The organism is Paenibacillus xylanexedens (assembly GCF_001908275.1).
In the GTDB taxonomy this organism is placed as follows: domain Bacteria; phylum Bacillota; class Bacilli; order Paenibacillales; family Paenibacillaceae; genus Paenibacillus; species Paenibacillus xylanexedens_A.
In genome coordinates, this window is record NZ_CP018620.1 from 4,735,440 (window position 1) to 4,762,003 (window position 26,564).

Below are 26,564 nucleotides of genomic sequence, written 5' to 3' on the forward strand. Positions count from 1 at the left end.
CTCATGGCCGCCCTCCACCATGTGTTTATCCGTGAGCGATTTCTCTGTGGCTCAAATAATGTGCCATCTCACGAATAGAATGAAAGCGAAATACGATCAAATCCTCTGGCTCTAGGTCATGTTGCTCCATCTCAACCTCCAAGAGGACAGCCTGAATGGAAGTTCCACCTAAATCGAAAAAGTTGTCTGTGACTCCAATCGGTGATACACCAAGAACCTGTTGCCAGATGAGGACGAGCGTTTTCTCCAGCTCGCTCTCAGGTGCCACATAGCTCGCTCTGTCTTCTACCGGTAGGCTAAGCTGAATGAGCTTGCTTTTATCTGTCTTCCCGTTAGCGTTCAGTGGGATCGACTCGATGAATAGGATCTGATCCGGTATCATGTAATCGGGCAACGAGAAGGAGAGCAACATTCTCACCATCATTACATCTGGCTCGATATCAGCTACGATAAAGCCGATTAGCCGCTCCTCCTTCGCCAGCACGACGGCTTCTCTTACAAATTCAATCTCGCACAAGCACGTCTCTATCTCGGCGGGCTCAATCCGATACCCTCGAACTTTCACTTGTTCATCGATCCGTCCCAGATACTCTATATCCCCATTAGGTAGCCAGCGTCCCAAATCTCCTGTACGGTATAACCGTTCTTGCGGGTTGTAAGGATGGGGGATGAACCTCTCTTCCGTCAGTTCCTTGCTTCCAACATAGCCCTTCGCCAAGGCTACTCCCCCAATATACAGTTCTCCCTTCACGCCAATAGGTTGGAGCTTGCCATCACTCAACACCCATAGGGTAGTGTTATCAATCGGTTTACCAATTGGCACTGACACAGAAGTTATATGCTCGGGACATTCATATGCTGTTACATCAATTGTGGCCTCGGTCGGGCCGTACAAATTGATTAGTTTTGTCGCTTGAATATTCAGCAGAGAATAGAAGCTTTCAACATGACTCGGCTTTAGCGGCTCCCCGCTAGCAAACACGTATCGAAGTGAGCGCAGGCGAGTCGCAGCATTGTGGACATCAACATAGCTTAGAAAAGCTCCTAACATTGACGGCACATAATGAACAACCGTTACCTCATGACGCTCAACTGCCTCAATGATTGCCTTTGGCTCCCGTTCACGTCCAGGCTCCAGCATGATCACACGTGCGCCATACATTATGCCCCACAGTAGTTCCCAGAGCGAGACGTCGAAGGTAAACGGTGTCTTCTGCAGCAACACATCACCCAGGCCAATCGAATACGCCCGTTGCATCCATTGCAGCCTATTGAGTAGTGAGCCGTGTCCGATCTGTACTCCCTTCGGCTTACCGCTTGTTCCCGAAGTGTACAGCAGATAGCAGGCATCATCCGGCCCAAGTGACACCTGTTCATCGTACTCGCCCACATGTGGCGTAAAACTCTCTAACTGCTCTAGAAGCAGGATGTTCGCAGCATGATCAATACTCATGCTGAAGCTATCCTTCGTGACAACGTAGCTGCAACCACTATCGAGTAGCATGTACTCGATTCGTTTTTTAGGGTATGTTGGATCAATTGGCAGATAGACGGCACCGGACTTCAATATACCCAGTAACCCCACCAGCATATCCGTCGAACGCTCGACCATCAGTCCGACAATATCACCTTTACGAATGCCATTTGCGCGTAGCCAGCGGGACATATTATCAGCCCGTGCAAGTAGCTCCGCATAAGTCAGCTGCCCCGTATTAGGTTCCTCATTTGAAGCAAGCACTGCAACCTGTTCCCCAGACATCCAGGCCTGATCTTCGAAGCGACTCACTACCGTATCACGCTCATGCAGCGGCTGTTTAGTTGCATTAAACTCTTGTATTATTTCATATCTCTCCGCCTCCGATAGCATCTCCATACTCTGAAGATTTTGCCCCGGATTCTCAGTAGCACTTCGTAGTAGCTGCATGAAATGCTTCGCCATGCGTTGGATCGTCTCATGTCGGAACAAATCGGCGCAGTATTCTAGGCTCCAGAAGAGCTGCTGATCCTCAGTTAAGGTAACGACCAGCGTCAGGTCGAACTTAGCAACACGATGCTGGAAACCTCCGTAAGGAAAGAGCTTTACGCCATGCCCCAGATTTTTCACTAGCTCCCCTTTGCCATGATTGTGGAGCACAAACATCGTATCAAAGAGGGGATTGCGGCTGACATCACGCCGTGTATTTAATCGGTCAACCAATTCTTCAAACGCGTAATCCTGATACTCGTAGGCTGCCAGTGTATTGCGTTTTACTTGCTCCAACAGCTCCGTAAAGGAGTTTTCGCCCCGCGGCGTATTACGCAGAGCCAACGTATTAATGAACGCTCCGATCATATGGGCTGTATCTGCATGGTTGCGACCTGCAATCGTTGTACCAACCACAATATCCTCTTGTCCGCTGTACCTGGAGAGCAACACATTATAGGTAGCCAGCAAGATCATGTAGAGCGTGGTTCCTGTCTCCTGAGCAAGCTGAAATAGAGCCTCTGCGATGTGTTCGGGTACTTTGAAATCGACCCTACCGCCCCTGAAACTCTGAATCGACGGACGGGGATAATCAATCGGTAACTCAACAAGTGGACCCGTATCAGCGAATACGCTGAGCCAATAGGCCTCTGCCGCCTTCTTGCGCTGCTCACCCTGAGCGGAAAGTTGCCAGAGCGCATAATCTTTGTATTGAATGCTTATCGGAGGCAGTGTCTTACTCGAGTAGAGAGCCGCAAGCTCATCACCGAAAATCTCCATCGAGACACCATCTGTAATGATATGGTGCATATCAGTGAGCATGAGATGCCTGTCCTCGCCCAGCTTGATGATTTCCATACGTAGTAGCGGAGCAGTCTTGAGATCGAAAGGTCTTACAAACGCTTCAATACGCTCCTCAATCTCCTCCTCCTCAGCCTCGGAGTATGGGATTGTGATCGTAGTACCCTCATGTACCCGTTGAACAAGTTCACCATCCACCCAGCTAAACGAGGTGCGCAACGTCTCATGCCTGTCAACCAGCGCTTGTACCGCGCCCTGCAGTCTGGCTAAATCCAGCGGGCCGCGAACAAGCGTAATATCCGGTACATTATAAGTGATGTCAGCCAAATGATTGAGAACGTAAAGACGCTTCTGTGCAGTTGAGGCTGGATAGTACGTCCTAGCTGCGGTAACTTGAATTCGTTCAAAGGTTGGCACTAATGATTTGCCGTCCAGTCCACTCTGTTTCTCCTCGGAGGATTGCAGCACCTCCGTCGTTCCGTGTTCGATCAGATATGCTGCCAGTCCGGCAATCGTCGGCATATCAAACAGAGCCTGCAACGGTACGGTAACGCCGAACTCCTTCTGCACCTTCGACAGCATCAGGATCGCCTTCAATGAATGACCACCATGTTCGAAGAAGTGATCCGTCCGTCCGATCTGGTCCACTCCTAGTACTTGCTCCCATAATAATGCCAGTCGCTTCTCCGTCTCTCCCTGCGGCTTAGCATGGACAACTGCCTGCTCCGGTCGCAGCGGAGCATCCATCAGCTTCCTCCGGTCGGTCTTGCCGTTCGGTGTCAGCGGTAGCTGCTCCAGTTGCACTATGCCCGTCGGCACCATATATTCTGGCAACCGTTCCTTCAGATAACGGGATAATTCACTTGTCTCCACGGGTTGGTCTGCGGTTACATACGCCCACAGGCTCAAGCCCGCTTCGCCGTCTTGCCGGGCAACGACGGCTACTTCACGCACACTTCCCTGTTCCAGTAACTGCGCTTCGATCTCGCCCGTCTCAATCCGGTACCCCCGTACCTTAACCTGCTCGTCTTCCCGGCCCAGGTACAGTAGCGTCCCGTCCACCAACCTACGCGCAAGGTCGCCAGTTCGGTACATCCGCCGCCCTGTTATGAATGGGTCGACTACGAATCGCTCCGCTGTCAGCTCCTCCCGATTCCAGTAGCCGCGCGACACGCCGTCACCAGCGATATAGAGTTCCCCGACTGCTCCATCGGGTACCGGTTGTAGCCAGCGATCCAGTACGTATAGGCTCACATTGTCTCCCGGAAAGCCGATCGGCACCGTTGCGTTCAAGTCGCGTGAGGGGTCATAGGCATGTAACATACAACCCACCACCGTCTCTGTCGGCCCGTACTCGTTGTAGATGGCGACTCTTCCCTCGAACTGCTCGTGAATCCTCCGCGCTAGCTCCGTCTCCAGCGCCTCGCCGCCTACAATTAAGCTCCGTAACCGCTTCGGACGATGACCGCTGAGTAGCAACAGACGTAGATGCGTTGGCGTCAGCTTCAGTAGTTCCACCTCGTCCGCTGCGGCAATCTCGGCGATAGCCGCCGTTCTATCTGCGTTTGCATGGATGACGATGCTACCCCCGGTCAGCAACGGCACATACAGCGACGTCACCGTCAGATCGAAGGCAATCGATGAATACAATGCCACGTCTATCGGCTCTCCACCGGCGTATACCTTACACGCCCACCATACATAGTTCACTGCGCTCTGATGCGCAACCATGACCCCCTTCGGTCTTCCTGTCGATCCGGAGGTATAGATCATATACATGAGTTGCGACGATTGTACATCGATGCCCACATTCACAGGTGCTTGATGCCCGTCCGTCTCGTTCATTTCTCTGCTTCCAGTGACGACTGCTGCACCAGCTTTGGATTCCTTAACGAGATGAACTTCCGCTCCTTCGCCGATGTCCAGCCAGACCACGCCTGCAGGAACCTGCGCTTCCAGCCGTGCCTCCGTCAGTAACAACGCCATTTTACTATCTTCTACAATGTATCGAATGCGCTCCTGGGGATACGACGGATCAATCGGTACATAGGCCGCACCCGCCTTGAGTACGCCCCAGATTGCCGCCACCAGCTCCGGCGAATGTTCCGCCAGTAGCCCGATCCGATCCTCCGCAGCTACGCCATATGACAGTAGCTTTTCCGCTATGCTGTTCGCCCGTTCATTCAGCTCAGCATAGCTCCAGCTACGCTCCCTTGCGCGAATTGCGATTCGTTGTGGGGTCCGCCTCACCTGTTGCTCGAACAGCTCGTGCATCGCTCGCTCCCGCGGATATTCCGCTGGCTTTCCATGCCAGGCCTCCACTGTCCCTTGCTTTTCCTGCTCCGTCAGCAGGCTAATGTCGCCAATCAACATATCAGGCTCAGTTGCGACTATTTTTAACAACTGTGCAAAATTCGCCGACAGTCGCTCTATGGTCTCCTGGCGAAACAAATCAACGCTATACTCGAACGACCATTGCAGACTATTGTCCCCTCCAGTTGTCACGACCAGCGTCAAATCAACCTTGGCCGGCTCATGCTTCAAGTCGTTGTATTGGCGCATCACTGTCCGTTTGTCAAGGCGTAGCTCCGAGACGTTACCGTCATGGTTATGCAGTACAAACATTACATCAAACAGTGGGTTGCGACTAATATCTCGGCGGAGGTTTAGACGGTCAATAAGCTCGTCAAAGGCAAAATCCTGATGCTGGAACGCCTCCAGCGCATGACGTTTCACTTCGTGGACAAAAGCCGAAAACGATAGTTCTCGATGTGGCTGATTTCGCAGAGCCAGCGTATTAATGAAGACGCCAATTAATTCCTCGGTATCCGCATGATTACGCCCGGCGCTCGTCGTGCCGACAACAAAATCCTCCTGTCCAGAATACTTCGCCAGTAGCACATTATACGCAGCCAGCAACACCATATATAACGTTGCGCCCGTATCGGCGCATAGCTTGTGCAGTATTTGCACGACATGAGCCGGTACGTCGAAGTCTACACGCTTCCCGGCAAAGCTCTGCTGAGCCGGACGAGGATAGTCAACCGGGAAGTCCAACTGTGGAATCGGAGTGCTGTATATATCCATCCAGTATGCCTCATGCTCCCGCGTCGCCAACTGCTGCTCTCGTTGCCAGATTGCTACATCCTTGTACTGAATTCTCAGCGGAGGTAACTGCTCGCCATTATAGATAGCTGCCAAATCACGGAACAGGATACTGACTGATATGCCATCAGTCACAATGTGATGCATGTCAAACAATAGTATATGTAGTTCGGCGTCAAATCGTAGTAGCTCCAAGCGTACTAGCGGCGCGATCGACAGATCAAACGGGCGCACAAAGGAAGCCAGGTAGCGCTCCACCTCTTTCTCTGCTGTCTCAGAGAAAAACAGCTCCAGTGTAGCTTCCTGATGGACCTTTTGCATTAGCTCGCCATCTACCCAACTAAACGAAGTGCGCAACGTCTCATGCCTACCCGCTAGCGTCCGCACCGCCTCTCGTAACCTCGCAACATCCAGTGGTCCATCGATAATATAGGCATACGGTACGTTATATGCTAATTCGGCTCCCTTGAGACTGCTCAGCGCATACATTCTTTTTTGTACAAAGGATGCTGGATAGGACGGACGCGGAGCACTTGGCTCAATCGGAGTAAACAACTTGTAAAAAACCCGCTCGACTGCGAGCGCTCCCTGCTTTCCGGCCTCATCTGTTCGATTCGGATCAAGATATGTCGCTAGTCCAGCAATCGTCGGCATATCAAACAGAGCCTGCAACGGTACGGTAACGCCGAACTCTTTCTGCACCTTCGACAGCATCAGGATCGCCTTCAATGAATGACCACCATGTTCGAAGAAGTGATCCGTCCGTCCGATCTGGTCCACTCCTAGTACTTGCTCCCATAATAATGCCAGTCGCTTCTCCGTCTCTCCCTGCGGCTTAGCATGGACAACTGCCTGCTCCGGTCGCAGCGGAGCATCCATCAGCTTCCTCCGGTCGGTCTTGCCGTTCGGTGTCAGCGGTAGCTGCTCCAGTTGCACTATGCCCGTCGGCACCATATATTCTGGCAACCGTTCCTTCAGATAACGGGATAATTCACTTGTCTCCACGGGTTGGTCTGCGGTTACATACGCCCACAGGCTCAAGCCCGCTTCGCCGTCTTGCCGGGCAACGACGGCTACTTCACGCACACTTCCCTGTTCCAGTAACTGCGCTTCGATCTCGCCCGTCTCAATCCGGTACCCCCGTACCTTAACCTGCTCGTCTTCCCGGCCCAGGTACAGTAGCGTCCCGTCCACCAACCTACGCGCAAGGTCGCCAGTTCGGTACATCCGCCGCCCTGTTATGAATGGGTCGACTACGAATCGCTCCGCTGTCAGCTCCTCCCGATTCCAGTAGCCGCGCGACACGCCGTCACCAGCGATATAGAGTTCCCCGACTGCTCCATCGGGTACCGGTTGTAGCCAGCGATCCAGTACGTATAGGCTCACATTGTCTCCCGGAAAGCCGATCGGCACCGTTGCGTTCAAGTCGCGTGAGGGGTCATAGGCATGTAACATACAACCCACCACCGTCTCTGTCGGCCCGTACTCGTTGTAGATGGTGACTCTTCCCTCGAACTGCTCGTGAATCCTCCGCGCTAGCTCCGTCTCCAGCGCCTCGCCGCCTACAATTAAGCTCCGTAACCGCTTCGGACGATGACCGCTGAGTAGCAACAGACGTAGATGCGTTGGCGTCAACTTCAGTAGTTCCACCTCGTCCGCTGCGGCAATCTCGGCGATAGCCGCCGTTCTATCTGCGTTTGCATGGATGACGATGCTACCCCCGGTCAGCAACGGCACATACAGCGACGTCACCGTCAGATCGAAGGCAATCGATGAATACAATGCCACGTCTATCGGCTCTCCACCGGCGTATACCTTACACGCCCACCATACATAGTTCACTGCGCTCTGATGCGCAACCATGACCCCCTTCGGTCTTCCTGTCGATCCGGAGGTATAGATCATATACATGAGTTGCGACGATTGTACATCAATGCCCACATTCACAGGTGCTTGATGCCCGTCCGTCTCGTTCATTTCTCTGCTTCCAGTGACGACTGCTGCACCAGCTTTGGATTCCTTAACGAGATGAACTTCCGCTCCTTCGCCGATGTCCAGCCAGACCACGCCTGCAGGAACCTGCGCTTCCAGCCGTGCCTCCGTCAGTAACAACGCCATTTTACTATCTTCTACAATGTATCGAATGCGCTCCTGGGGATACGACGGATCAATCGGTACATAGGCCGCACCCGCCTTGAGTACGCCCCAGATTGCTGCCACCAGCTCCGGCGAATGTTCCGCCAGTAGCCCGATCCGTTCCTCCGCAGCTACGCCATATGACAGTAGCTTTTCCGCTATGCTGTTCGCCCGTTCATTCAGCTCAGCATAGCTCCAGCTACGCTCCCTTGCGCGAATTGCGATTCGTTGTGGGGTCCGCCTCACCTGTTGCTCGAACAGCTCGTGCATCGCTCGCTCCCGCGGATATTCCGCTGCCTTTCCATGCCAGGACTCCGCTGTCCCTTGCTTCTCCTGCTCCGTCAGCAGGCTAATGTCGCCAATCTCAATATAAGGATTGATGATGGATTGCTCCAGCACACGAAGATAGAGCGAAGCGAGATACTCTGCGGTCTCCTTGGCATACGTCCGTTGATTGAATTCCAGTCGAAGCTCCACTTCATTTGACTGCTTTGTTACAAACAACCAACCCAGCTCTGGCTGAATCTGCTCTGAACTAAGCACGTTATTCATAGCAATCAGCAATGGAACGCTCGACTTCTTGGAGATAAACGGTGAACTTTCCGCATCCGTGCTGTTCTGTTCGAGGAGCTGCTGTTTCACCCCCGTCATCACTTCCAGAAATGAATCGGAACGACTGATGGCGCTACGCACTTCAAGCCATTCCGTCGATTTAGTATGCTCTTGCTCCGACCTGAAGCGCGGAGTACCTGCATTGAAAATCTTTCCGTCGAATACGCGCGCAAACAGTGCTTGCACGGTGCTGAACAGGTAGTAAAATACTTCATTTTCCGAAAAATGCACCCTGCGTTGCAATTCCATCATCAATGACTGTGGAATGACGCGGACAATTCGTTCCATGCTGTATTCGCCTCGGGCCATGTAATCTGCTGGCCAGCCTGCGACAATTGACGATTCGGCGGACTGGCCGCCTATATATGTTGCAACTTCTGCACTGCTTGGTCGATTCACCATACCTACTATTCCTCCTGATTTTTATAGGCCGTATTGATTCCAAGGCTCTGCCATAGCCACAACCACCTTACGTTCTCCAACAAATGGCTGACGTCCATGGGCATTCAACATATTGTCCAGCAATAAAATATCCCCCTGTTGCCACGGGAAAACGAGCATCGTCTCCTCGTATACGCCACGAATCTCATCGAGAATGGACTCTTCTATAGGGGAGCCATCTCCGTAGTAGACATTGCGAGGGAGGTTGTCTTCTCCCAGTGCCGAAACCATATATTCCCTTATCTCCACCGGCAAGCTGGTAACATGGAACAGATGCGCCTGATTAAACCATAGCATCTCCTGTGTTAGCGGATGCATGGCAACTGCACTGCGGACGGATCGGGTTCTTAACCGGTCTTCGCCCAGCCATTCGACATCAATACCAGCTTTCTGGCAATAGGCGTTGACATACTCACGGCTATCCGTCTGGAAGACCGTCTGCCATGGAAGATCAACTCCGCCTCCTACATTGCGGACATACATAAGCTTTTTCTCCGCAAACTGCTCGCGAATACGCGGACTGATTCTCGCATAGATTTCTCTGCTGTCCGCAATCGGAGTCTCTCCACCGCTACGAGACTGAATGGCACAATGGAACCAAATTTTAAGCGGCCAAGTTTGCGTGTAAGAATTTTCATTGTGAAGAGGGATGAACTCCTCTGCCGGATACTCGGTAGAGGTATAAATTTTCCCCTGTACTTCGCTACGCGGCGTTGAACGCTCCTTGTACTCCTCCAGCATCGGTGTTAGCGCCTGGGACACTTCCTCAAAATAATTAATTGACGGCACATTAAAGCCGCGAAACAGGATTCCTCCCACTTGCTGCAGTTCTTTAAGTACCCACTCACGATGCTCCACTATCCAATTGGATAAATCCATTCCTACTAGCGCAGGCTGAACCACTAACTGACGGTGCGCCTGATGAATACGGTTGACTTCAACATTGTAGATGGATTGCAATTCGCTCATAATACGATACGCTCCTTTTCATTGGCTTTAATCCCTAAAATATCTTCATGTACAGCAGGGGACAGCTCTACTAATCTATGTGACCACAGTTTATGCATCTCCGCTGCCAACGAGCGGCAAAGTAATTCGTCCTGCCCATGAACAGCTACGATTATATTTTGGAACGTCCGTTTGCCATTCGCTTGCGCCAGTAGCTCAAATAGTTCCACAGAGATCGGCATATTTGAACTCTCAGAATCATTTCTACAGACCTGAGCCTTGGTTTCTAGCTGTCCTTCCCCTCCACGGCCCCGTTTTTTATAAAGTACAGCATAGCAAGGTAGTTTGGGATATAAGTGCAAGATAGCCTCATCACTGACTGCTTTTTTCCGTATTAAATAATTGCCAATGACCAAATAATTCAACTTTGTGGTCAAATAACTAACAATGGCATCTGTTGCCGAATCGACGATTGGTTCAACATTATTGTTAAAGGATGTATTGAGTATGATCGGTATGCCAGTCAATGCTTCAAAGGCTCGAATAAGTGACCAGTATCTCGGATTTGTCTGACTGGAGACCGTCTGGATGCGAGCGGTACCATCCACATGAGTGATTGCGCCAAGTAGCTTGCGCTTGTCCTCCTTCACATTGAGCACAAAGATCATATAGGGTGATTTTTCCATCCCCCCGGGGACCTCAAAATAGTCTGCCGCTTTCTCCTCTAATACTGATGGAGCAAATGGCCTGTAGCCTTCGCGCATTTTGACCATCGCATTAATAATTTCCTTGTTTTCCGCCGGTCGCGGATCCGCAATGATGCTCCGGTTGCCAAGCGCACGTGGACCGAATTCCGAACGGCCCTGTACCCATCCAATAACCGAACCGTCTGCCAGCAGTTCAGCAGTCCGCTCAATCAGTTCATCGCCTACATACTCCCATTCTAGCCACGATTCCCATGGACTCAGTGTCTCTAGTATTTCAGCGTCATTCCCAATGTGTGGGCCCCAATACAGATGCTCCAATGGATAAAAGGGGTCCTGTGGCCGCTGCTTATAGTGTACACACAGGGCAGCCCCCAGCGCAGCACCAGCATCATGTGCAGCAGGTTGGACGAAGATGTTCTTGAACAATCCCGAATAGAGTAGCTTTCCGTTCATCGTACAATTATGTGCCACTCCCCCTGCGAGACACAGCTGCTTGTGTCCCGTCACTTTTTGATAATGAGTGACAATATGTGTGACGATTTCCTCTAGTGACTCTTGCAGTGCCGCCGCAATGTCTTTATGTTGCTGGTTGAATGGCTCCGACTTCTTGCGCGGAGGAACCAGATCGAACAGTAGCGGAAGATGGACATGAATCCGGTAATCGCCGCCAGGAAGAAGGCTATAGAACTTTTTGAAGAACGTGCGGTATACCGAAGGATCACCGTAAGGAGCCAAGCCCATAACCTTGTACTCATCGAACCGCTTATAGCCAAGAAACTGAATGATTCTTTCATAGAAATCACCTAAAGAATGAGCTCGCGGCAGTTCGTAGAGCGTTTTCATTTGTTTGTTTTCAGCTGACAGAATCATGCCGGATATCCCGTCTCCGCTTCCATCTACGGAAAAGACCAGCGCTTGCTCAAAGCCTGACATGGCATAGGTGCTCATGGCATGTGCCAGCTGATGGTTAATGAACAGGATGCGCTCACTGGGAAATTCATAACCGAAGGCGATGAGGATATATCGCAGGATACCCTGACGCGTCTCATTTAGTTCGGATCTTGCCCGTTCAAAGGACAGATAAAAGGCAATATAATCGATCTCCTCGATGCCGATGCCTCCTTGCTCCAGACAGTAGCGGATCGCCTGAACGGGCGCTTTAGACGAGTGCTTCATTCGATTTAACCGTTCCTCTTCGATCCCAGCGACCACCTTACCGTCACGAAGTAGCACAGCGGCTGAATCATGTGAATAGGCTAGCCCCGAGTCTGAGGTCTCCTCATAGACCAGATCAGGCCCCGCATTCAAACCTAATATGTACATTGGTACCCCCTATGATTGTATTTGTCCTACGGAATGCAACGGCTCCAATATAACCAACCGTTTCTCCCACAACTCTTTTACAGATTGGATGATTTGTAAGTGTTCATGGTCTGCCATCCTAATCTCTTCCATCAGCTCTCCAAGTGAACGGCGACCATCTGCAAGCATCAACAGGGCGTGTAATGAGGTCGACAGCCCAACCTTCCTTTCGGCCATGTGGGCACAAATCAATTCCTTGCTGTGCTCCATCCGATGAGTAGATTGATAGCTGATCTGCTCAACAATGTTCACATTATATGGAACCGAAAGGCGCAGTGACAGCAGACTCTGGTCTTGCTGCTTCGCTTCGCATCTGCTTAATAACGTATCTCCAACTGCCAGATATTCGAGCTTGCAGGACAGGAATGCTGCTATCCCTTCGGATAGTGTCTCCACGATCGGCTCTACCGGGTTGCGCAAGGAGGTGTGTATCAGGAACGGAATTCCGCTCTTGCACTCAAAGCAGTCCAGCAATTGATAGAAGCGTGAGTTGCCATTCTCGGATACGGTGTGCACTTGCGCATAGGTAGCCGTATCCATATAGTCATTGCCGGACTTCCACTTCAACAAGTAGTTGCCAAATCTGTATTGTGAAGCCGTAGCCGTAGCGGGAACATCAAAATAATCTTTTAACCGACTCTCCTTAATAGATACGATCAAGGAGTACGTGTTGCCTGCCTTAGTCCAATTCTTGTACAACTCATTGCTAGTGTTGAATGCCTCATAGGGATGCAGTAAAATACTGCGGTTGCCAAGAGAACATGTGCCGAATTCAGATCTCTCCTGCATCCATCCAACCGAATGACGCTGCGACAGCAAGTCTGCTACCTGCTCCACAATGCTCATTCCTAACTCTTGTTTGACCGCCGTCCATTCACTCCAATGCGCAGCCTGCTCCTTAATCTGGTCTTGCGTCTCTATTGCAGTTCCCCAATACACATGCTCCATTTCGGACCTTGCCTTTTCCTCGCTATTTTCCATGGAAAACTGTGCCAGAGCAGCGCCCAGTGCTGCGCCTGCATCATGTTTGATTGGTTGAACAAAAACAGCGGTGAACAGGCCCGAATCCAGTAGCTTCGAGTTGAGAGATACATTGCCAGCAAGCTCTCCTCCCACACACAATGTATCCATTCCGGTCTCTTCTTGGAAATGCCGGACGATATGAAACACGATCGCCTCTAAGACTTCCTGTAGTGCAGCAGCCAGATTACATCGTTGTTCGATCGCTCCTGAATGACCCTCTAATCGCAGACCTTCTATTAGTCCATTGGGGTCAAACCGCAATTTGTAGGTGCCATTAGGCAACAACTCATAACAGGCCTGAAAGAAGGCGCGATAAGGGGCTGCACGTCCCTTCATCGCGATGTGCGAAAGCTCCGTCAGACTTCCAATTGGAGGGCTCATGATTTCGCCAACCTGATGACAGAGACCAACCATTGAATCAACATCATGAAAAGTATGAAGCCGTTCAAGCTTTCCCTCGCTCCCCTTGGCTACAAGTCCAGAAAAACCATCTTCTGCTTTGTCAAGCGACAACACAAGTGCTCGTTTATAACCGGAACAGGCCCAAGCGCTCATCGCATGTGAATACTGATGTTTTACGAAGAAGATTGCGCTTTCATGTATTTCGTAGCCACATTCCTCCTTAAGATACTGCTGAATCAGCTGTCGCATGGTTCCATAAAGGGGATAGTGATTAGGATCATGCAGATAACTTTTCTGAATCAAATGATTATAAAACTTCTCTTCGCCGTAGACTGCAACTCCATCGATGTCAGCCAGCGTCAAGCTGGCTTCGTTCAAACATTTCTGAATCGCAAGCACAGGCCTCTTATTCGTGCCAGGGATGCGGTTGAGTCGCTCTTCCTCGATAGCAAAGCGCACCCTGCCATCCTCAACTAGCACAGCAGCAGCATTCTCACGAACCTTGCTCCAATTAAAATTGCTAGGCTCATCGTCCCAGATCTTATCCAATCCACCGCTTAACCCAAGTATTCGCATGCTTTAGTCCCTTTCCTTATCGTTTTCACCCGTTTTCTTCCGAACGGACAGGCACAACCTTTAAAATATTACGTGGATCGATAATGACGTCGCCAATTACAATCGTCTGAGTCCGACGCTCATTGATTTTGCTATTGATTTCTTCTGCATTGTAATGCTCAACAGTCGTTGTAACTTTCTTGTAGTCTTGTGTATAAATTTCAAGTCGGATCACCAGTGCTCACCCCCTTCACAAAATTTACAATAGCCTTTATATAACTAGATTTTTAAGTATGTTTTCGGTTAAAACTTTATCGACTTCCTGTAGATTGACGGCGAGCAAGCGAACTTTCTCGATAGCCTCTTTGTTTGTACCAAGCGAGATTTTGAGATACGCATGGCGTAGACGCATTGCGAGATCAACCATCTCACGGGACTTGTTCAGCAGTTCATCGGCATGGTTCAGCCGATGTTGCCCATTCAAGTATTCCAACCGCATTGACATGCACTGCTTATGCTCCATTAGCAGGTGAGTCAACCGAATGTCATAGTAGAGCTTGTCCTCTCTGACCCTATCCAAATGATCCAGAAACCCATGATAAACTTCAATGCCGAAATCATACTGATCAGACAATGGATTAACAAAGGAACGTAATCGTTTAGTAGAATTATAGGAGTCAAGATAATCAGTTAAAGCGTTCTGAATCGCTTCCATGTCCAGTTCATAGTGAATACCCTTTTTATAGATTTGGGTTATTGGTGCATTTACGCTCATCATCGCCTGCGCCATCTGCTCAAATCTTACTTTGGTCTCCCGGTATATCATATGTTCGTCATAGCCAACAATTGTATAGGTTCTATCTGTGAGGTCATAGCCCTTGATTAGGACATCATGATGGAAATGCTGTTGCTGGTATGAACGCCGATGGGGAATGTAGTACTCATCTATCAAGGTGTAAATATAAAACTCTTGCTGCAGAGAGGCTTGTAATAACTCATGGACATCGCATCCTAATTTCCCGAGGAACACATCCTTGATCAAGGGACAGAAGTCTAGCCATGGAAACGCAGTATGGAAATCCTCCGATGGAGTAAGAAAGTCTATACGGTATGCATCCGAATCCCCCTCTTGTCTCCCTACCAGTTGAATAAAGTTAGAATAGAACCACGGCCAGCTTTCCTCATGATGAAGAATAATAGAGAGCCTATAGGCATGAAGCTGTAAATACTTAATTGGGGAATTCGCTAAAGGAAGCGAACATTTCTCCATGCATTCAACTCCTTTCTATATCTTTTATTTTCAGTTAAGGCTAGCATACTTTCCCAATAACGTTAACCTGATAGATTATATCTCTTTAGAGGTTGATCCAATGATCAAAGAGAATTGAATGGGGCTGAAAGGAGGAGTCGCTAAGAAAAAATAAAGTTTCCTGAGCAATTTAGACGGCCAACTAGTCAACAGGAACTACGACTTAGCGATAAGATCGGGTTGAGAACAGCTTTCCTTAGATTTTGTGGTAAAACTGGTGATGAAAGAAGATTAAGAAGAGAACGGAGTTTCTACATGGCAAAGGTTCTAACTTGCACCAGTTCCATGGACTTCCACCCCCAAGAGATTAGCCGGTTAAAGACAGAGTAAGTGATTACCAGCAGAAGTAATATGTGAAGCGACAAGGGTGCCTGAAGTGGGCCAAATAATTATATTTTTGGCGAAGGGGATTGTTGGTGCCAAGCAGGCTTTCTTTCCTACAAGTTACACGGGAGTTTGGTTAAATTGAAGAGTATCGCCTCATTACAAACCTGAATATGATCTGATTCATATGTTATCGTATTACTATGTTTGTAACATTCATGAACAGCATAGAGAAGCCTAGCTTGAAGATTATGAAGTAAACAATAGTATGTCTGCCGTCTGGATCGACATACATCAGGCCATTATGAATAATCGACAGTTTAATAAAGTAAAGGGACCAAACTCTCTCCCTAAACAGGCAAAATAACGATTAGATAAACGCCTAATCGGCAATGAGAACATGTTCTTGTCTAATTCGGGTAATCGTTACAAGTTCTTGTCCACAGCGGCTAGTTCTAGTGCCAATATTTCGCTTTTTTAATACGTACCCGCCCATTTTTATTTCTATCGAGCTGTTTTTTTTATAAAAAAAATTGATAACTGTGCTACAATATGTTGCCTGTTGAGTCTTAAATCACATCGTTTTTTTTGATGCTCACCTAATCGACAATCGGACTATGTTCTTGTCCATTTCGGTAATCGGTACAAGTTCTTGTTCTCAGTAGCTAGTTTCAGTCCGATTTTAATACTTAGCCAAGCGTATTTCTCCCCTCTAAATTTGTCAGTTGTCCATAACAATGTGAACATTTTCATGTATTATGGTGATAAAAAAGGTTTTAAGTCCATTCGTGCATTGTTTAGATATGTATCTAATCGGCAATCGGACTATGTTCTTGTCCTTAGCTTGGGACAAGAACTTGTACCGATAAAATAAAAAAGCCGCTAAAATAGCGACTTCAATGGGACCATGTTCTTGTCTCTCGACAGTTTCTCATCTCCCATGTAAAAAGCATGAGCTCCTGTCTGTACAAACCCCATCTTTTCATAAAATGCGATGGCATTTTCATTTTTCTCCCACACGCCTAACCAAATATTCGTTTTGTGATATTCTGTTGCCATCTCTATGGCTTTATTAAGCAGTACCTTACCCAAGCCATGTTTTTGGAACTCTTTTTTGATGTACACTCGCTCGATCTCAAGGGATTCCACGCTCATCTTCTCAGACTGAGCATCATTGATATTTACCTTCATGTACCCTGCCACTTTGTGGTTGACATAGATAAAAAGAAATTGTGAATCCGCAAGGGACAGTTCAGTTTCTAATTGCTCCCGATTAAACGCCTTTTCCAGATAAGCTTTCATATTTTCGGGTGAATTTTGCGCTTTAAACGTTTCATTAAACATCTCATAACTAATCTCCTGTAGTTCACATACATGTTCAATGGTACATATCTCTATACGAATCGTCATCTATATTCACGTTCCTTTAACAAGTTAATCGTTTGTTGCAAATGCACTAAAAAAGGGTTACATTGAATTTAGCTCAATTTTGTTGTATTTGCAACATAATATTAAAGAAGAGGTTGGATGCATTTGAAATATGTACTTTTTGTCGCAGGTATTCTAATCGTTAACACTTGGCATTTCCCTTACCATCCAATCTGAACTGGGCACCTCACCGTTTGATGCACTTCTGGTAGGGCTGTCACATCATGTAGGGCTTTTACAGACCAATTTTGCACCCATTCCGATTGACCGCTTAACATTAATCTTGCATGAAATCACTCAAACTCCCTTATTTGTAACGAGAACATTCATTTACCTTATATTTTTAATTCTGGCGTTTCTGCTCAGTGGGCCAAATGGATACATTGTCACATACTAAAAGTGAAAAAGAACATTCGGTCTAATCGGTGTACACCTTCTACACCATAAAAAGGCTGGATCAGAGGTTCAATCCCTGATCCAGCCCATTAAACGTGCTATCTACCTTTACGGCTCAATTCCCCATACCAGCTGACCGTTCACATACCCGGTAACCTTATCATGGTTTGCGAACTGACTACCGGATGCCTTGAACGAGTAATCATTAGTCTGTGTGTAATTCGTCCAATTGTTTTTGGAAAAGCGTGTTTGAATCTCTGCGCTCTGGCCCGCATTCAGTGATCCCGCTGCACTTGTAAAGCCCACTTCAAGATAGTGATCCGCTCCGGCAACTGGAGTCGCCAGTTTAACGAATTGGCTCGTTACATTCGCACTGCCCATACTGGCCCAGTCGGACCAGAAACTCTGAGCTTCCTCCCCGTCGATCGTATAGTAATACCGGAGTTTTACATCACTTAACGGAATAGCCGAATTGCCTGAGTTGACCAATTTGAACTTGGGTGAGACGCCGTTGGTGGATGCACTTGTATTGCCGTTAAAAGCTTGAATCGTCAAATCCCCTGCTGGCACAGTAACCGTGCTATCTATGACGTTCACCGTTAACACAGCGTCATTTCCTCCATTGAAGTGAAAGGTCAATACGTTCTGGCCCAGCGGAAGCGTTGCGAGATAGGATTTGTTCAGAACAACAGCAGAGCTGGATGCTGTATAATTCTGACCCGCTACAAGTGTAACATCCCCCTTTGTGATGCTTGTAAGCTGACGGCCATTTAAGGTGATAGATACGGAAATATCCTGTGCGGGATTCGTCGCTTTATCAAATGTTGCATTCACAGGAGAAATCACAGCATTTGTACTCGGTGTTGATTCCACAATTTTGACTTTTAACACAGGGTCCTGACCTTGATTAAAATCCAGAACAATCGAATGCTCGCCAACTGGCAGGGTTGCCAGATAAGCTTTTTTCAGCAGCAATGTGCTTCCGTTCAAGGTATAGTCTGTTATTGCGGTCAACGCATTGTTGCCTGCCCGGAGAGCAGTTAGCGTATTGCCGTTTGCATTCACAGTTACGGTTTTGTCACTTTGATTGGGTGTGTATTTGTCAAATTCAACGTTTCCAGGTGTGATGGATGCACTGGGATTGGGATTGTTAACCTTTAGATTTGGCAGCTCATCCAGCGTAATGACATAATCACTTTGATAAAGCGTTTTCAATGTTGCCGGGTAATTAAAAGCAGAACTCATCAGATGCTCGCCATACCAAGGACAGAAGTACAACCATCCTGATTTCTCCTCTGTCAGATTTTTCACGCTTGGAATCGTGTCGTTCTCCGTCATGGCTACCATTTTCGTACCGTTCGTCAACTCAACAAGCTTATAGAAAATCGAGGTAATTGCATCCTCATTCGGTACGCCGGACAAGCCGTCATAACGGTTGTAGATCGTATTGTATTTATCATATCCGACGAGATCTACCTGATCATCGCCCGGATACCAGGCAGGAGAAGTACTGTATACGTAGCTGTTGTAGGTCCAGATCAGATTGTGCAAGCCATACGTCTCAGTCAGTTCGGTATAAAGCAGATCCCATAGCTCTTTGTACACTTCTGCGCCTGCCGAAGCCCACCAGAACCATGCACCTTCCCCGTTCAGCCCGCCGTTGCCTTCTGCTTCATGATACGGACGGAACAGAACCGGCACGTTGTTGTCTTGCAAAATCAATAATTGTTCTGCCAGATCCTCGATGGTCATCATCACGTATTGATACTCTTTCGTACCGGGAATTACCGCATTTGCTGTATTAAAATTCGTTTCTGTTGGCTTGTAGGTAGCCTCTTTCCAATCCACAAAGTCCCCAAGCTCATACGTATTGAAATTACGAGGTACATTGATATGCCAGGAAGCTGTTGCAATACCTTCACGGTTATTCACCCAATCAATCATGCGATCGGTTGTACCGTCCTCCCAACCATACAACGGATTATAATTCATCAGATCAAAACCACGGATTGCCGGATACTTTCCGGTCAGATCATGAATCCATTCGAATTCAAGCTCTGTATCTCCGTCATTCCCTCCTCCGTAGATCTCTTGCTGACCAGAAATAATGTTGTTTCCGTATACCTCCGTTAAATAATTCATCAAAATTTGAGTTTCCGGTGTAGCTTCAGGATCAGTGAGAACTGGTTGTACATTCAGGGGATCCAGATCCGCATGATCCACTGTAAAAGTATCAAAATACGCGAAGCCCCAGCCAGCCTTCAGCTCAATCGTGTTGGCACCCTGATTCAACTTGTGAAAGCCAAAATCGAAGTCTGACCATGTTGTCGTGTAAGGCAGCATATACGCCCCTTTCGTAACACCATTTACGATTAAATTTTGTGACCTGCCATCTGCACTAAGCTCCTGCATATATCGTGTGGAGATTGCGTACATGCCGGTTTCCGGGACAGTAACTGTGAAGGTTAGTGTGCCAGAGTTCTGCATCCAGACAAATCCGGCACCTGAGAATCCGGGCTTGGGCTGCCCATAGATTGAAGTAACCACTTGAAGATCCGGGGTGAGCTGCGCATCTTCGCTTTCGATGGTGAACAACGGTGTGTCTGCATGAACGGGCGCTGTCATTAATCCAAGCAGTAGGACCAATGCCAGCATCATTGCGGTTGCCTTTTTGAGCAAATTTTTCATCAATTCCATCTTCCTTCCCAAGTGAAATATGATAATGAAATGTCAATGAACCCATTCATGATGGCGCTTTCATTTTAAACATAGCATGCATACCAATATTTGTAAATATATGGTGAATGAGAATGTTTGAAATTCTTTTGTACCAGTACTTTGAACATTATATTTCCTTTCTCTCATCCGACTTGATAATTGACGAAAACGGTTCATAATCTAATCAATTTAGCGTATGAAACTTCATCTCACATTAGATGTGTACTTGAAAGAAAAACTGATAAACAACAAAAAAAAGCATTCCTATTTGGATGCTTTTTCACGTATATTTCTTCAATTGCCCTTGCTTATGTCTTCGGCCTAGGTCCCGGCTCAACTTACGGTTTCCTCGGCAGACGTTTCTTTCACCACACAGCGTTCCCCTGCCTTGCGTACCGCCCGAATGATGCCACCGTAGCCGGTACAACGACACAGATTTCCGCATAATCCCGTTTCAATCTGTTCTTGAGAAGGCTCAGGATGTGCATCCAGTAATGCCTTGGTTGAGATCACCATGCCTGGAGTACAGTAGCCGCACTGAAAGCCACCTTCCTCCACAAAAGCCTGTTGAATCGGATGCAGAGTGCCTTTCTCGTCCCCGTGCAGACCTTCAATCGTCATAATGTCACTGCCTGCACATTGATAAGCCATGACAAGACAGGAATTCACGGGCTCTCCATCCATCAGAACCATACATGCGCCGCAGCGACCGACTTCGCAGGATACTTTGGTACCCGTTAGTTGCAAATGAGTCCGAAGCACATCGACAAGTCGGGTCGTTTGCGCGATCTCCAGATGTTTCTCTTCACCATTCACAACGGCTGTCCAGTGATTCTCAAGTGGCTTACTCATGATGGACTCACTCCTTCCTGCAAAGGTACATTTAAAGGTCTGACCAGTTGTTCCCTCGGTACAGGAAGACGGTTAACCCATATGCCTGTCGCCTGATGAATTGCAGCTGTTATGGCCGGCGCAAGCGCAACGGAGCCTATCTCACCGATCCCCCTAGGACCAAAAGCATCACCTTCGGGTAAGTCTTCAATAGCCTCAACCTCCAGATTGGTATGAATATCCTGAATGGTTGGGATCAGATACGTGTCGAGGTTCGTGGTTACATAACGGCTGTCCTGCATGACCGCATCCTCCGTTAACGTGAATCCAAGCGCCATGACACTCCCGCCTTCAATCTGTCCAATATAGCCCATCGGGTTGATAACTGGACCTGCCGCAACAACATGGCGCGTATCAAGAAGCTTGGTTTCTCCGGTCAAAGTATTTACTTCCACCTCTGCTGCAACCGCCGCATACGTATACAAATAATGCCCGCCTACTACGTTGTCTGGCGTAGTTGGATAATCGAACTTTGTATCGAAAATCCATTCATCGGCTTCGCCCTGCGTTGCGAGTTCGGCATACGAAACCACAAAGCCTGATTCTGATTCTACTTCTGAAGTTTCGGCAGGAAGCTGGCCTTTGCGCCATACACCACCAGGTCCTGTTACCAGTTCATCTGCCGGAACGCCTGACAAGGCAGAGGCAACAGTGAGAACATGGGAACGAAATGGAGTCTGTAAGCGTTGAAGAGCCATCCATGCCATCGTTGTTGAACGTGAAGCTGTACTTGATCCGCTGTGGGGCACACGATCCGTATCGCCGATGATAATACTGAGATCCGATGTACTGCATTGGAACAGATCACATAACATAATTTCCAGCGTTGCAATGAGCCCCTGACCAAATTCCTCGTAGCTGAACGCCACCTCAATCTTGCCTTCGTTGTTCAGGGACAGGCGGCCTCCCGCAGGATCTGGAATGCCATAACCCAGCCCTGCACCATGCATGGCGATGGCTGCTCCGACTCCGCGTTTGATCCACGGCGGCAGAGCAGGATCTGCCGGGGGACTCTGATGTTTTTGCCACAGTTCGGAGCGATCCAATGCCTCCCACACTTGGGACAGTCCATCCGTAACCAGAATGCGTTGATTCAGTGGTCCAGGATCATTCTTTTCACGCATATTACGTCTGCGGAACTCCCAAGGGTCCATGTTCATGATTTCTGCAAGCCGATCCATCTGGCCTTCCATGGCAAAAATCGCCTGATTCCCGCCAAATCCGCGAAACTCACCTGACAGCCCGTTATTCGTATATACAGATACACCTTCCACATCCACATTTGGAATGGCGTAGGGTCCAAGGCAATGCTCGGTACAGAAGTTCAGCACGGGTGCGCCAAGTGTCGCGTACGCTCCGGTATCTGCTGTTATACGGACACGATGCGCTTGGATGATGCCTTCTCGACTCATGCCAGTCTGCATTTCAATCTTCATTGGGTGCCGTTTCAGCCCTGCACGTACGGATTCTTTACGAGAATTATGCATTTTCACAGGACGTCCGCATCTCAAGGCCAGTAGTGCACCATAGGGCTGTACGTTTAGTTCATCTTTTCCGCCAAACGAACCACCAATCGGTGAAGATACCACCCGGATATCTTCTTCAGGACAGCCAATAATGCGTGCAAGCTGCATCCGGTCTTTATAGCCATGTTGCGTTGCCGCGTATACATTCAGCCTTCCCTCTTCATCCGGGACAAACAGGCCACCTTCTGTCTCCATATACGCATGCATCTGGCGAGGCGTAAAATACGTCTCTGTCACGATATGATCACAAGTGGCAAAAGCTTGCTCGGCGTCTCCACGTTTGATCTCCGTCCTATGCAGCACATTACCTGGTCCATGTTTATGCAGCTCTGGTGCATCTGGAGCCAAGGCAGCGTCTGTACTATTCAGAGGTGTGAGTTCCTCATACACTACACGGATCGCATCCAGTGCAAGCGCCGCACGTTCCGGGGAATCCGCAGCTACCGCTGCAATGGCATCCCCAACATAACGTACAATATCCTCGCAGAACACAGGCTGATCCGGGGTCGCAATACCAAAACGATTCAGACCAAGCACATCTTTGGAGGTCAGAACCGCATAGACACCTTCCAACGCCTCAGCTTCTGAAGTATCTATAGACAGAATGCGAGCATAAGGATATTCGCTTCGCAATACTCTGCCATGAATCATGTCAGGTAGCGTCATATCCGTCAGATATTGAAGCTGGCCTGTTACTTTGGGTGCCCCATCTGGCCGCAGGTGCCAGCGTTTCCCGCTCTGTTTCCGATTCAGCAGCATGATCCCTCTCCCCCTTTGCTTGATCCCATTCGTCTATTCGTGAAGTGCCTCCCATAGCCCGGCGCCAAGCATGTTGGCTGCGGTCTGCTTGCGATAATGTTCCGTTGCAAATACATCACCGTACGTCGTAAACTCTTCAGCCACAGCAGCTGCAAGAGTTGCCGCTTGCATGACAGAAGCTTCGCTACCAAGAAGCCGTTGTTCCGACTCCAGAAGTCGCATCGCCATGCCTGAGCCTCCACCAGCCGCAATCGCAATCTTGGTCCAGCATTTATCCGAATTAATCTCTCCATACAACGCAACCGTCACCAGCGATGCACTGAACGTCTCCCGTCGACCCAACTTGCGGTAAAAGGAAACTTCTCGTGCAGCAGGCTTGTGCCCACTGTCCACATCAAACAGAGAGGACGATCTCATCGGGATATGAATCGAGATTAATACATCCCCTGGATTACGGCTGCCATCCCGTCCACCCTGAAGCCAGGAAGTCACACTGCGGATCTCGATGCCGCTGTCCGTCAACCAGTGCAGCTCCGCATCATATACAAGCAAAGCAGTCAGTGTATCCCCTACTCCGGACACAATGTTCCCGCCAATGGTTGCCACATTTCGAATGGAAGGAGCAGCAATTGCGTTCACCGCTTCTTGCAGGATCGGCAGTTGATACAGCAACGCTTGTGCAGCACATTCCTTTAATCGGGTCATTGCGCCAATGACCAGCTCATCTCCACGAATAGATACACCGTTCATTTCAGGAATACGACCCAGGCTAATCAAGTGTTCAGGCGCTGGAACCAAGCCGCCCTCCCACTGGGTTCGTAGCAATGTTCCACCTGCCGTGAAACAACATATTCCCTTGAGTCTACTTCTCAACGCTTGCAGTTCTTGCAGATTCTCAGGTTGCCATACCGATGGCATGGCTCCAGAACCGTATGCCGGTGTTACCATCGCTGCATCCCCTTTCTCTCTCTTCCATGGGCAGGAAATTCAACCGTCTAATCCAAATAATTCTTCAAATCATATGAGAGTTCAGCAGCAACGTCAATTACCTTTACATCGTTTTGGATAAATGTATAAAACCCGCGTTTTATTTGTGCTTGATGCATTATGATCTATCGAAAGCTAACATAGGCTCTCTTTCATCACATGATAAAAGAAGACAAACAGGCCAACCAGACTGCCTGGCTGACCTGATCATGTAATTAAATTATACATAGTTAATAATCTTCTCCTGTTATTTAGTCTGTTTGATCCGACTCGTATACATGATTCAGAATACGTTCCAATTCCGGTTCTGTATCCGCATCCCAGAAACTAGTCTCAGACAGTGGTACATGTACACCTGAATAGTTAGCGCTGCGCATAATCTTGCGTGCCCCCTCATCTCCATGCAAGGACAACAGAGGTCCGAACATATGGGAGCGAAAAGCAACGGGCGGCTTGCCTCCCTCACCGTCGGTAGCTGCGACATAGTCACTCAGCTTGTGGGTAGCCAGTGCTGTGGTCACTAGATTGATATCCTGTGCTTGTAATAAAGGCTGATCCCCCAGAAGCATGAGAATGCCCTCCGGTTTGTACTCCATGGCCGACAATACGCCAGAATGAAGAGAACTGGCCATGCCGCAAGCATAGTCTGCACAGGCCACAATTCGAAGTCGTGCTGTGGCATGATAAGCATATGCGGCTGAATCAACCCATTTTACAGGCAGCCACGCCAATGAATCTTCCGGTTTGACTACACAGACCACTTGATCCAGATCCGAATTCAGCGCAGCTTCCAGTGACCATGCAGCCAGTGACCTCCCGTCTGGCATGACAACCGAGAGTTTATCCCGACCAAGGCGACAACTCTTACCTGCTGCCAGTACTATGCCCGTCATTCGCATGTGCAACGCTTCCCTTCTGCCCCAGCTCGGAACTCAAGGAAGAAACCTTATGTTTACATGCGATCAATTCAGCTGCAATGCTGATGGCGATCTGTTCAGGACCATCCGCTCCGATGCTCAAACCAACGGGAGAATGCACATATTTCAACGGTGGTAAGCCATCCAGCAGACGGGCTGTTCGTGTTTTGGAACCCATGATGCCAAGATACGCGTACTCACAGTCCACTAACATCTCCAGCAGTTCACGTTCGCGGGGGAAATTGTGACTCATTAAAATCAAATAATCTCCGTTGTGCACGTTTAACAAAGGCATAATCTCACGTGGGAAACCAAGTACAAGTTCAGCTTCAGGGAATCGTTCCGAGGTGCATAAGGACTCTCGCCAATCGGCTACAACTACTCGGAATCCTGCAGACCCGGCGAGTCTGGCAACAGGAATAACATCATTCCCGGCTCCGATGATAATCAGGCGAGGTTTAGGCGTGTACAGCGAAGTAAGTTGCTGCGGAAGCTCCCAGGGATTCGTTGAAATCCCGTCGTTTGTGGGTATTTCAGCATCAGACTCAGAGATATGTTGTGAATCACCGGATAGATGGGATGAGTGAGATCCGTTTGACGTAGCAGTTACCATTTCAGGCACAAGCGTAAGGCGAGGTATGTCGGGAGAATGTTGTGTTGATGCCGTATGTTCATGCTTGGTATTTCCACTGCTGTGCTGTACATCAACCTGCAATGAAGCTTGATTATAATTCGCCACGCGATCATGAGGAGGGACGAGCGAAGGACGCAAGATTGGCTGGCGCCGAGTACCCGTTGGTTCAATCCGTTTCCAGCCATATTGAACCTTCGTGTAATCATCTTGGAACGTTCGGGTTAACGCTGTTGCACTGCCGGATTGAAAACACTCGTACATCTTATGCAACGTATATCGGAGTTCACCACACACAGGTTCAAGCAACACAACAACGAGTCCGCCGCAGCCAATAGTCTCACCCCAGGACAGATCATCCTCGGGACGCATGTCGTATTCCGCGAATTCCATCTGCTTCGTATCCAGTACATGGCTCACCCGGGCCTGAAGATCACTCTCCATACATCCCGGACTGATACTACCAACCATTTTGCCATCCTCGGTCAACAGCATAGAGACTCCCTGCTTACGGTAAGCATGACCCTCTACCTTAATCGCTGTTGCGAGCACGCAGCGCGTTTCACGGGCTGCGATTGCACACAGATCATGCATTTCCATATCGGTCCCCATCCTTTCTGGAA

General features: G+C 48.8%; 13 protein-coding genes and 1 pseudogene. 1 reads left to right on the forward strand and 13 read right to left on the reverse strand.

The features are described from left to right. Positions 1-25: 25 nt before the first annotated feature. The 7 genes from BS614_RS20700 to paiA all read right to left on the reverse strand — a co-directional run bounded on the left by BS614_RS20700 (position 26) and on the right by paiA (position 17,098). The gene (locus BS614_RS20700) at positions 26-9,019 is read right to left on the reverse strand and encodes a non-ribosomal peptide synthetase (RefSeq protein ID WP_074095392.1); all 8,994 of its coding nucleotides are present in this window, start codon (positions 9,017-9,019) and stop codon (positions 26-28) included. A 21-nt stretch (positions 9,020-9,040) separates the two neighbouring features. Continuing rightward, on the reverse strand, positions 9,041-10,027 hold the full coding sequence (locus tag BS614_RS20705; protein ID WP_074095393.1) for a TauD/TfdA family dioxygenase: 987 nt from the start codon (positions 10,025-10,027) through the stop codon (positions 9,041-9,043). Further along, entirely contained in the window at positions 10,024-12,036 is a 2,013-nt protein-coding gene (locus BS614_RS20710) for a carbamoyltransferase family protein (protein ID WP_074095394.1), read from the reverse strand. The genes BS614_RS20705 and BS614_RS20710 overlap by 4 nt, the downstream gene beginning before the upstream one ends. A gap of 9 nt (positions 12,037-12,045) precedes the next feature. Beyond that, positions 12,046-14,076 (reverse strand): carbamoyltransferase N-terminal domain-containing protein, encoded by a 2,031-nt coding sequence (locus BS614_RS20715; protein WP_074095395.1) that lies wholly within the window; start codon positions 14,074-14,076, stop codon positions 12,046-12,048. Positions 14,077-14,101: 25 nt separating this feature from the next. After that, the gene (locus BS614_RS20720; protein ID WP_074095396.1) at positions 14,102-14,290 is read right to left on the reverse strand and encodes a hypothetical protein; all 189 of its coding nucleotides are present in this window, start codon (positions 14,288-14,290) and stop codon (positions 14,102-14,104) included. Between the two features lie 36 nt (positions 14,291-14,326). Continuing rightward, a complete protein-coding gene (locus BS614_RS20725) occupies positions 14,327-15,325 on the reverse strand; it encodes a cysteine peptidase family C39 domain-containing protein (protein WP_074095397.1) in 999 nt (332 codons plus the stop codon). Positions 15,326-16,570: 1,245 nt separating this feature from the next. Beyond that, positions 16,571-17,098, reverse strand: a complete 528-nt coding sequence (gene paiA / locus BS614_RS20730) for a spermidine/spermine N(1)-acetyltransferase (RefSeq protein ID WP_074095398.1) — start codon at positions 17,096-17,098, stop codon at positions 16,571-16,573. A 123-nt stretch (positions 17,099-17,221) separates the two neighbouring features. Between paiA and BS614_RS31285 the strand changes: the two are divergent. Continuing rightward, a pseudogene (locus tag BS614_RS31285) lies at positions 17,222-17,495 on the forward strand (DUF6198 family protein); the annotation flags it as partial. 125 nt (positions 17,496-17,620) lie between these two features. Here BS614_RS31285 and BS614_RS20735 read toward each other — a convergent pair. The 6 genes from BS614_RS20735 to BS614_RS20760 all read right to left on the reverse strand — a co-directional run bounded on the left by BS614_RS20735 (position 17,621) and on the right by BS614_RS20760 (position 26,541). Then, the gene (locus BS614_RS20735) at positions 17,621-20,200 is read right to left on the reverse strand and encodes a X2-like carbohydrate binding domain-containing protein (protein ID WP_074095399.1); all 2,580 of its coding nucleotides are present in this window, start codon (positions 20,198-20,200) and stop codon (positions 17,621-17,623) included. Between the two features lie 363 nt (positions 20,201-20,563). Then, positions 20,564-21,082 (reverse strand): (2Fe-2S)-binding protein, encoded by a 519-nt coding sequence (locus tag BS614_RS20740; protein WP_074095400.1) that lies wholly within the window; start codon positions 21,080-21,082, stop codon positions 20,564-20,566. After that, a complete protein-coding gene (pucD, locus tag BS614_RS20745; RefSeq protein ID WP_074095401.1) occupies positions 21,079-23,406 on the reverse strand; it encodes a xanthine dehydrogenase subunit D in 2,328 nt (775 codons plus the stop codon). The genes BS614_RS20740 and pucD overlap by 4 nt, the downstream gene beginning before the upstream one ends. Before the next feature lie 33 nt (positions 23,407-23,439). Next, on the reverse strand, positions 23,440-24,354 hold the full coding sequence (locus BS614_RS20750) for an FAD binding domain-containing protein (protein WP_074095402.1): 915 nt from the start codon (positions 24,352-24,354) through the stop codon (positions 23,440-23,442). A 290-nt stretch (positions 24,355-24,644) separates the two neighbouring features. Further along, positions 24,645-25,292, reverse strand: a complete 648-nt coding sequence (locus BS614_RS20755) for a nucleotidyltransferase family protein (protein ID WP_074095403.1) — start codon at positions 25,290-25,292, stop codon at positions 24,645-24,647. Beyond that, a complete protein-coding gene (locus BS614_RS20760; protein WP_074095404.1) occupies positions 25,258-26,541 on the reverse strand; it encodes an XdhC family protein in 1,284 nt (427 codons plus the stop codon). Before BS614_RS20760 ends, BS614_RS20755 begins: the two co-directional genes overlap by 35 nt. Positions 26,542-26,564 lie beyond the last annotated feature (23 nt).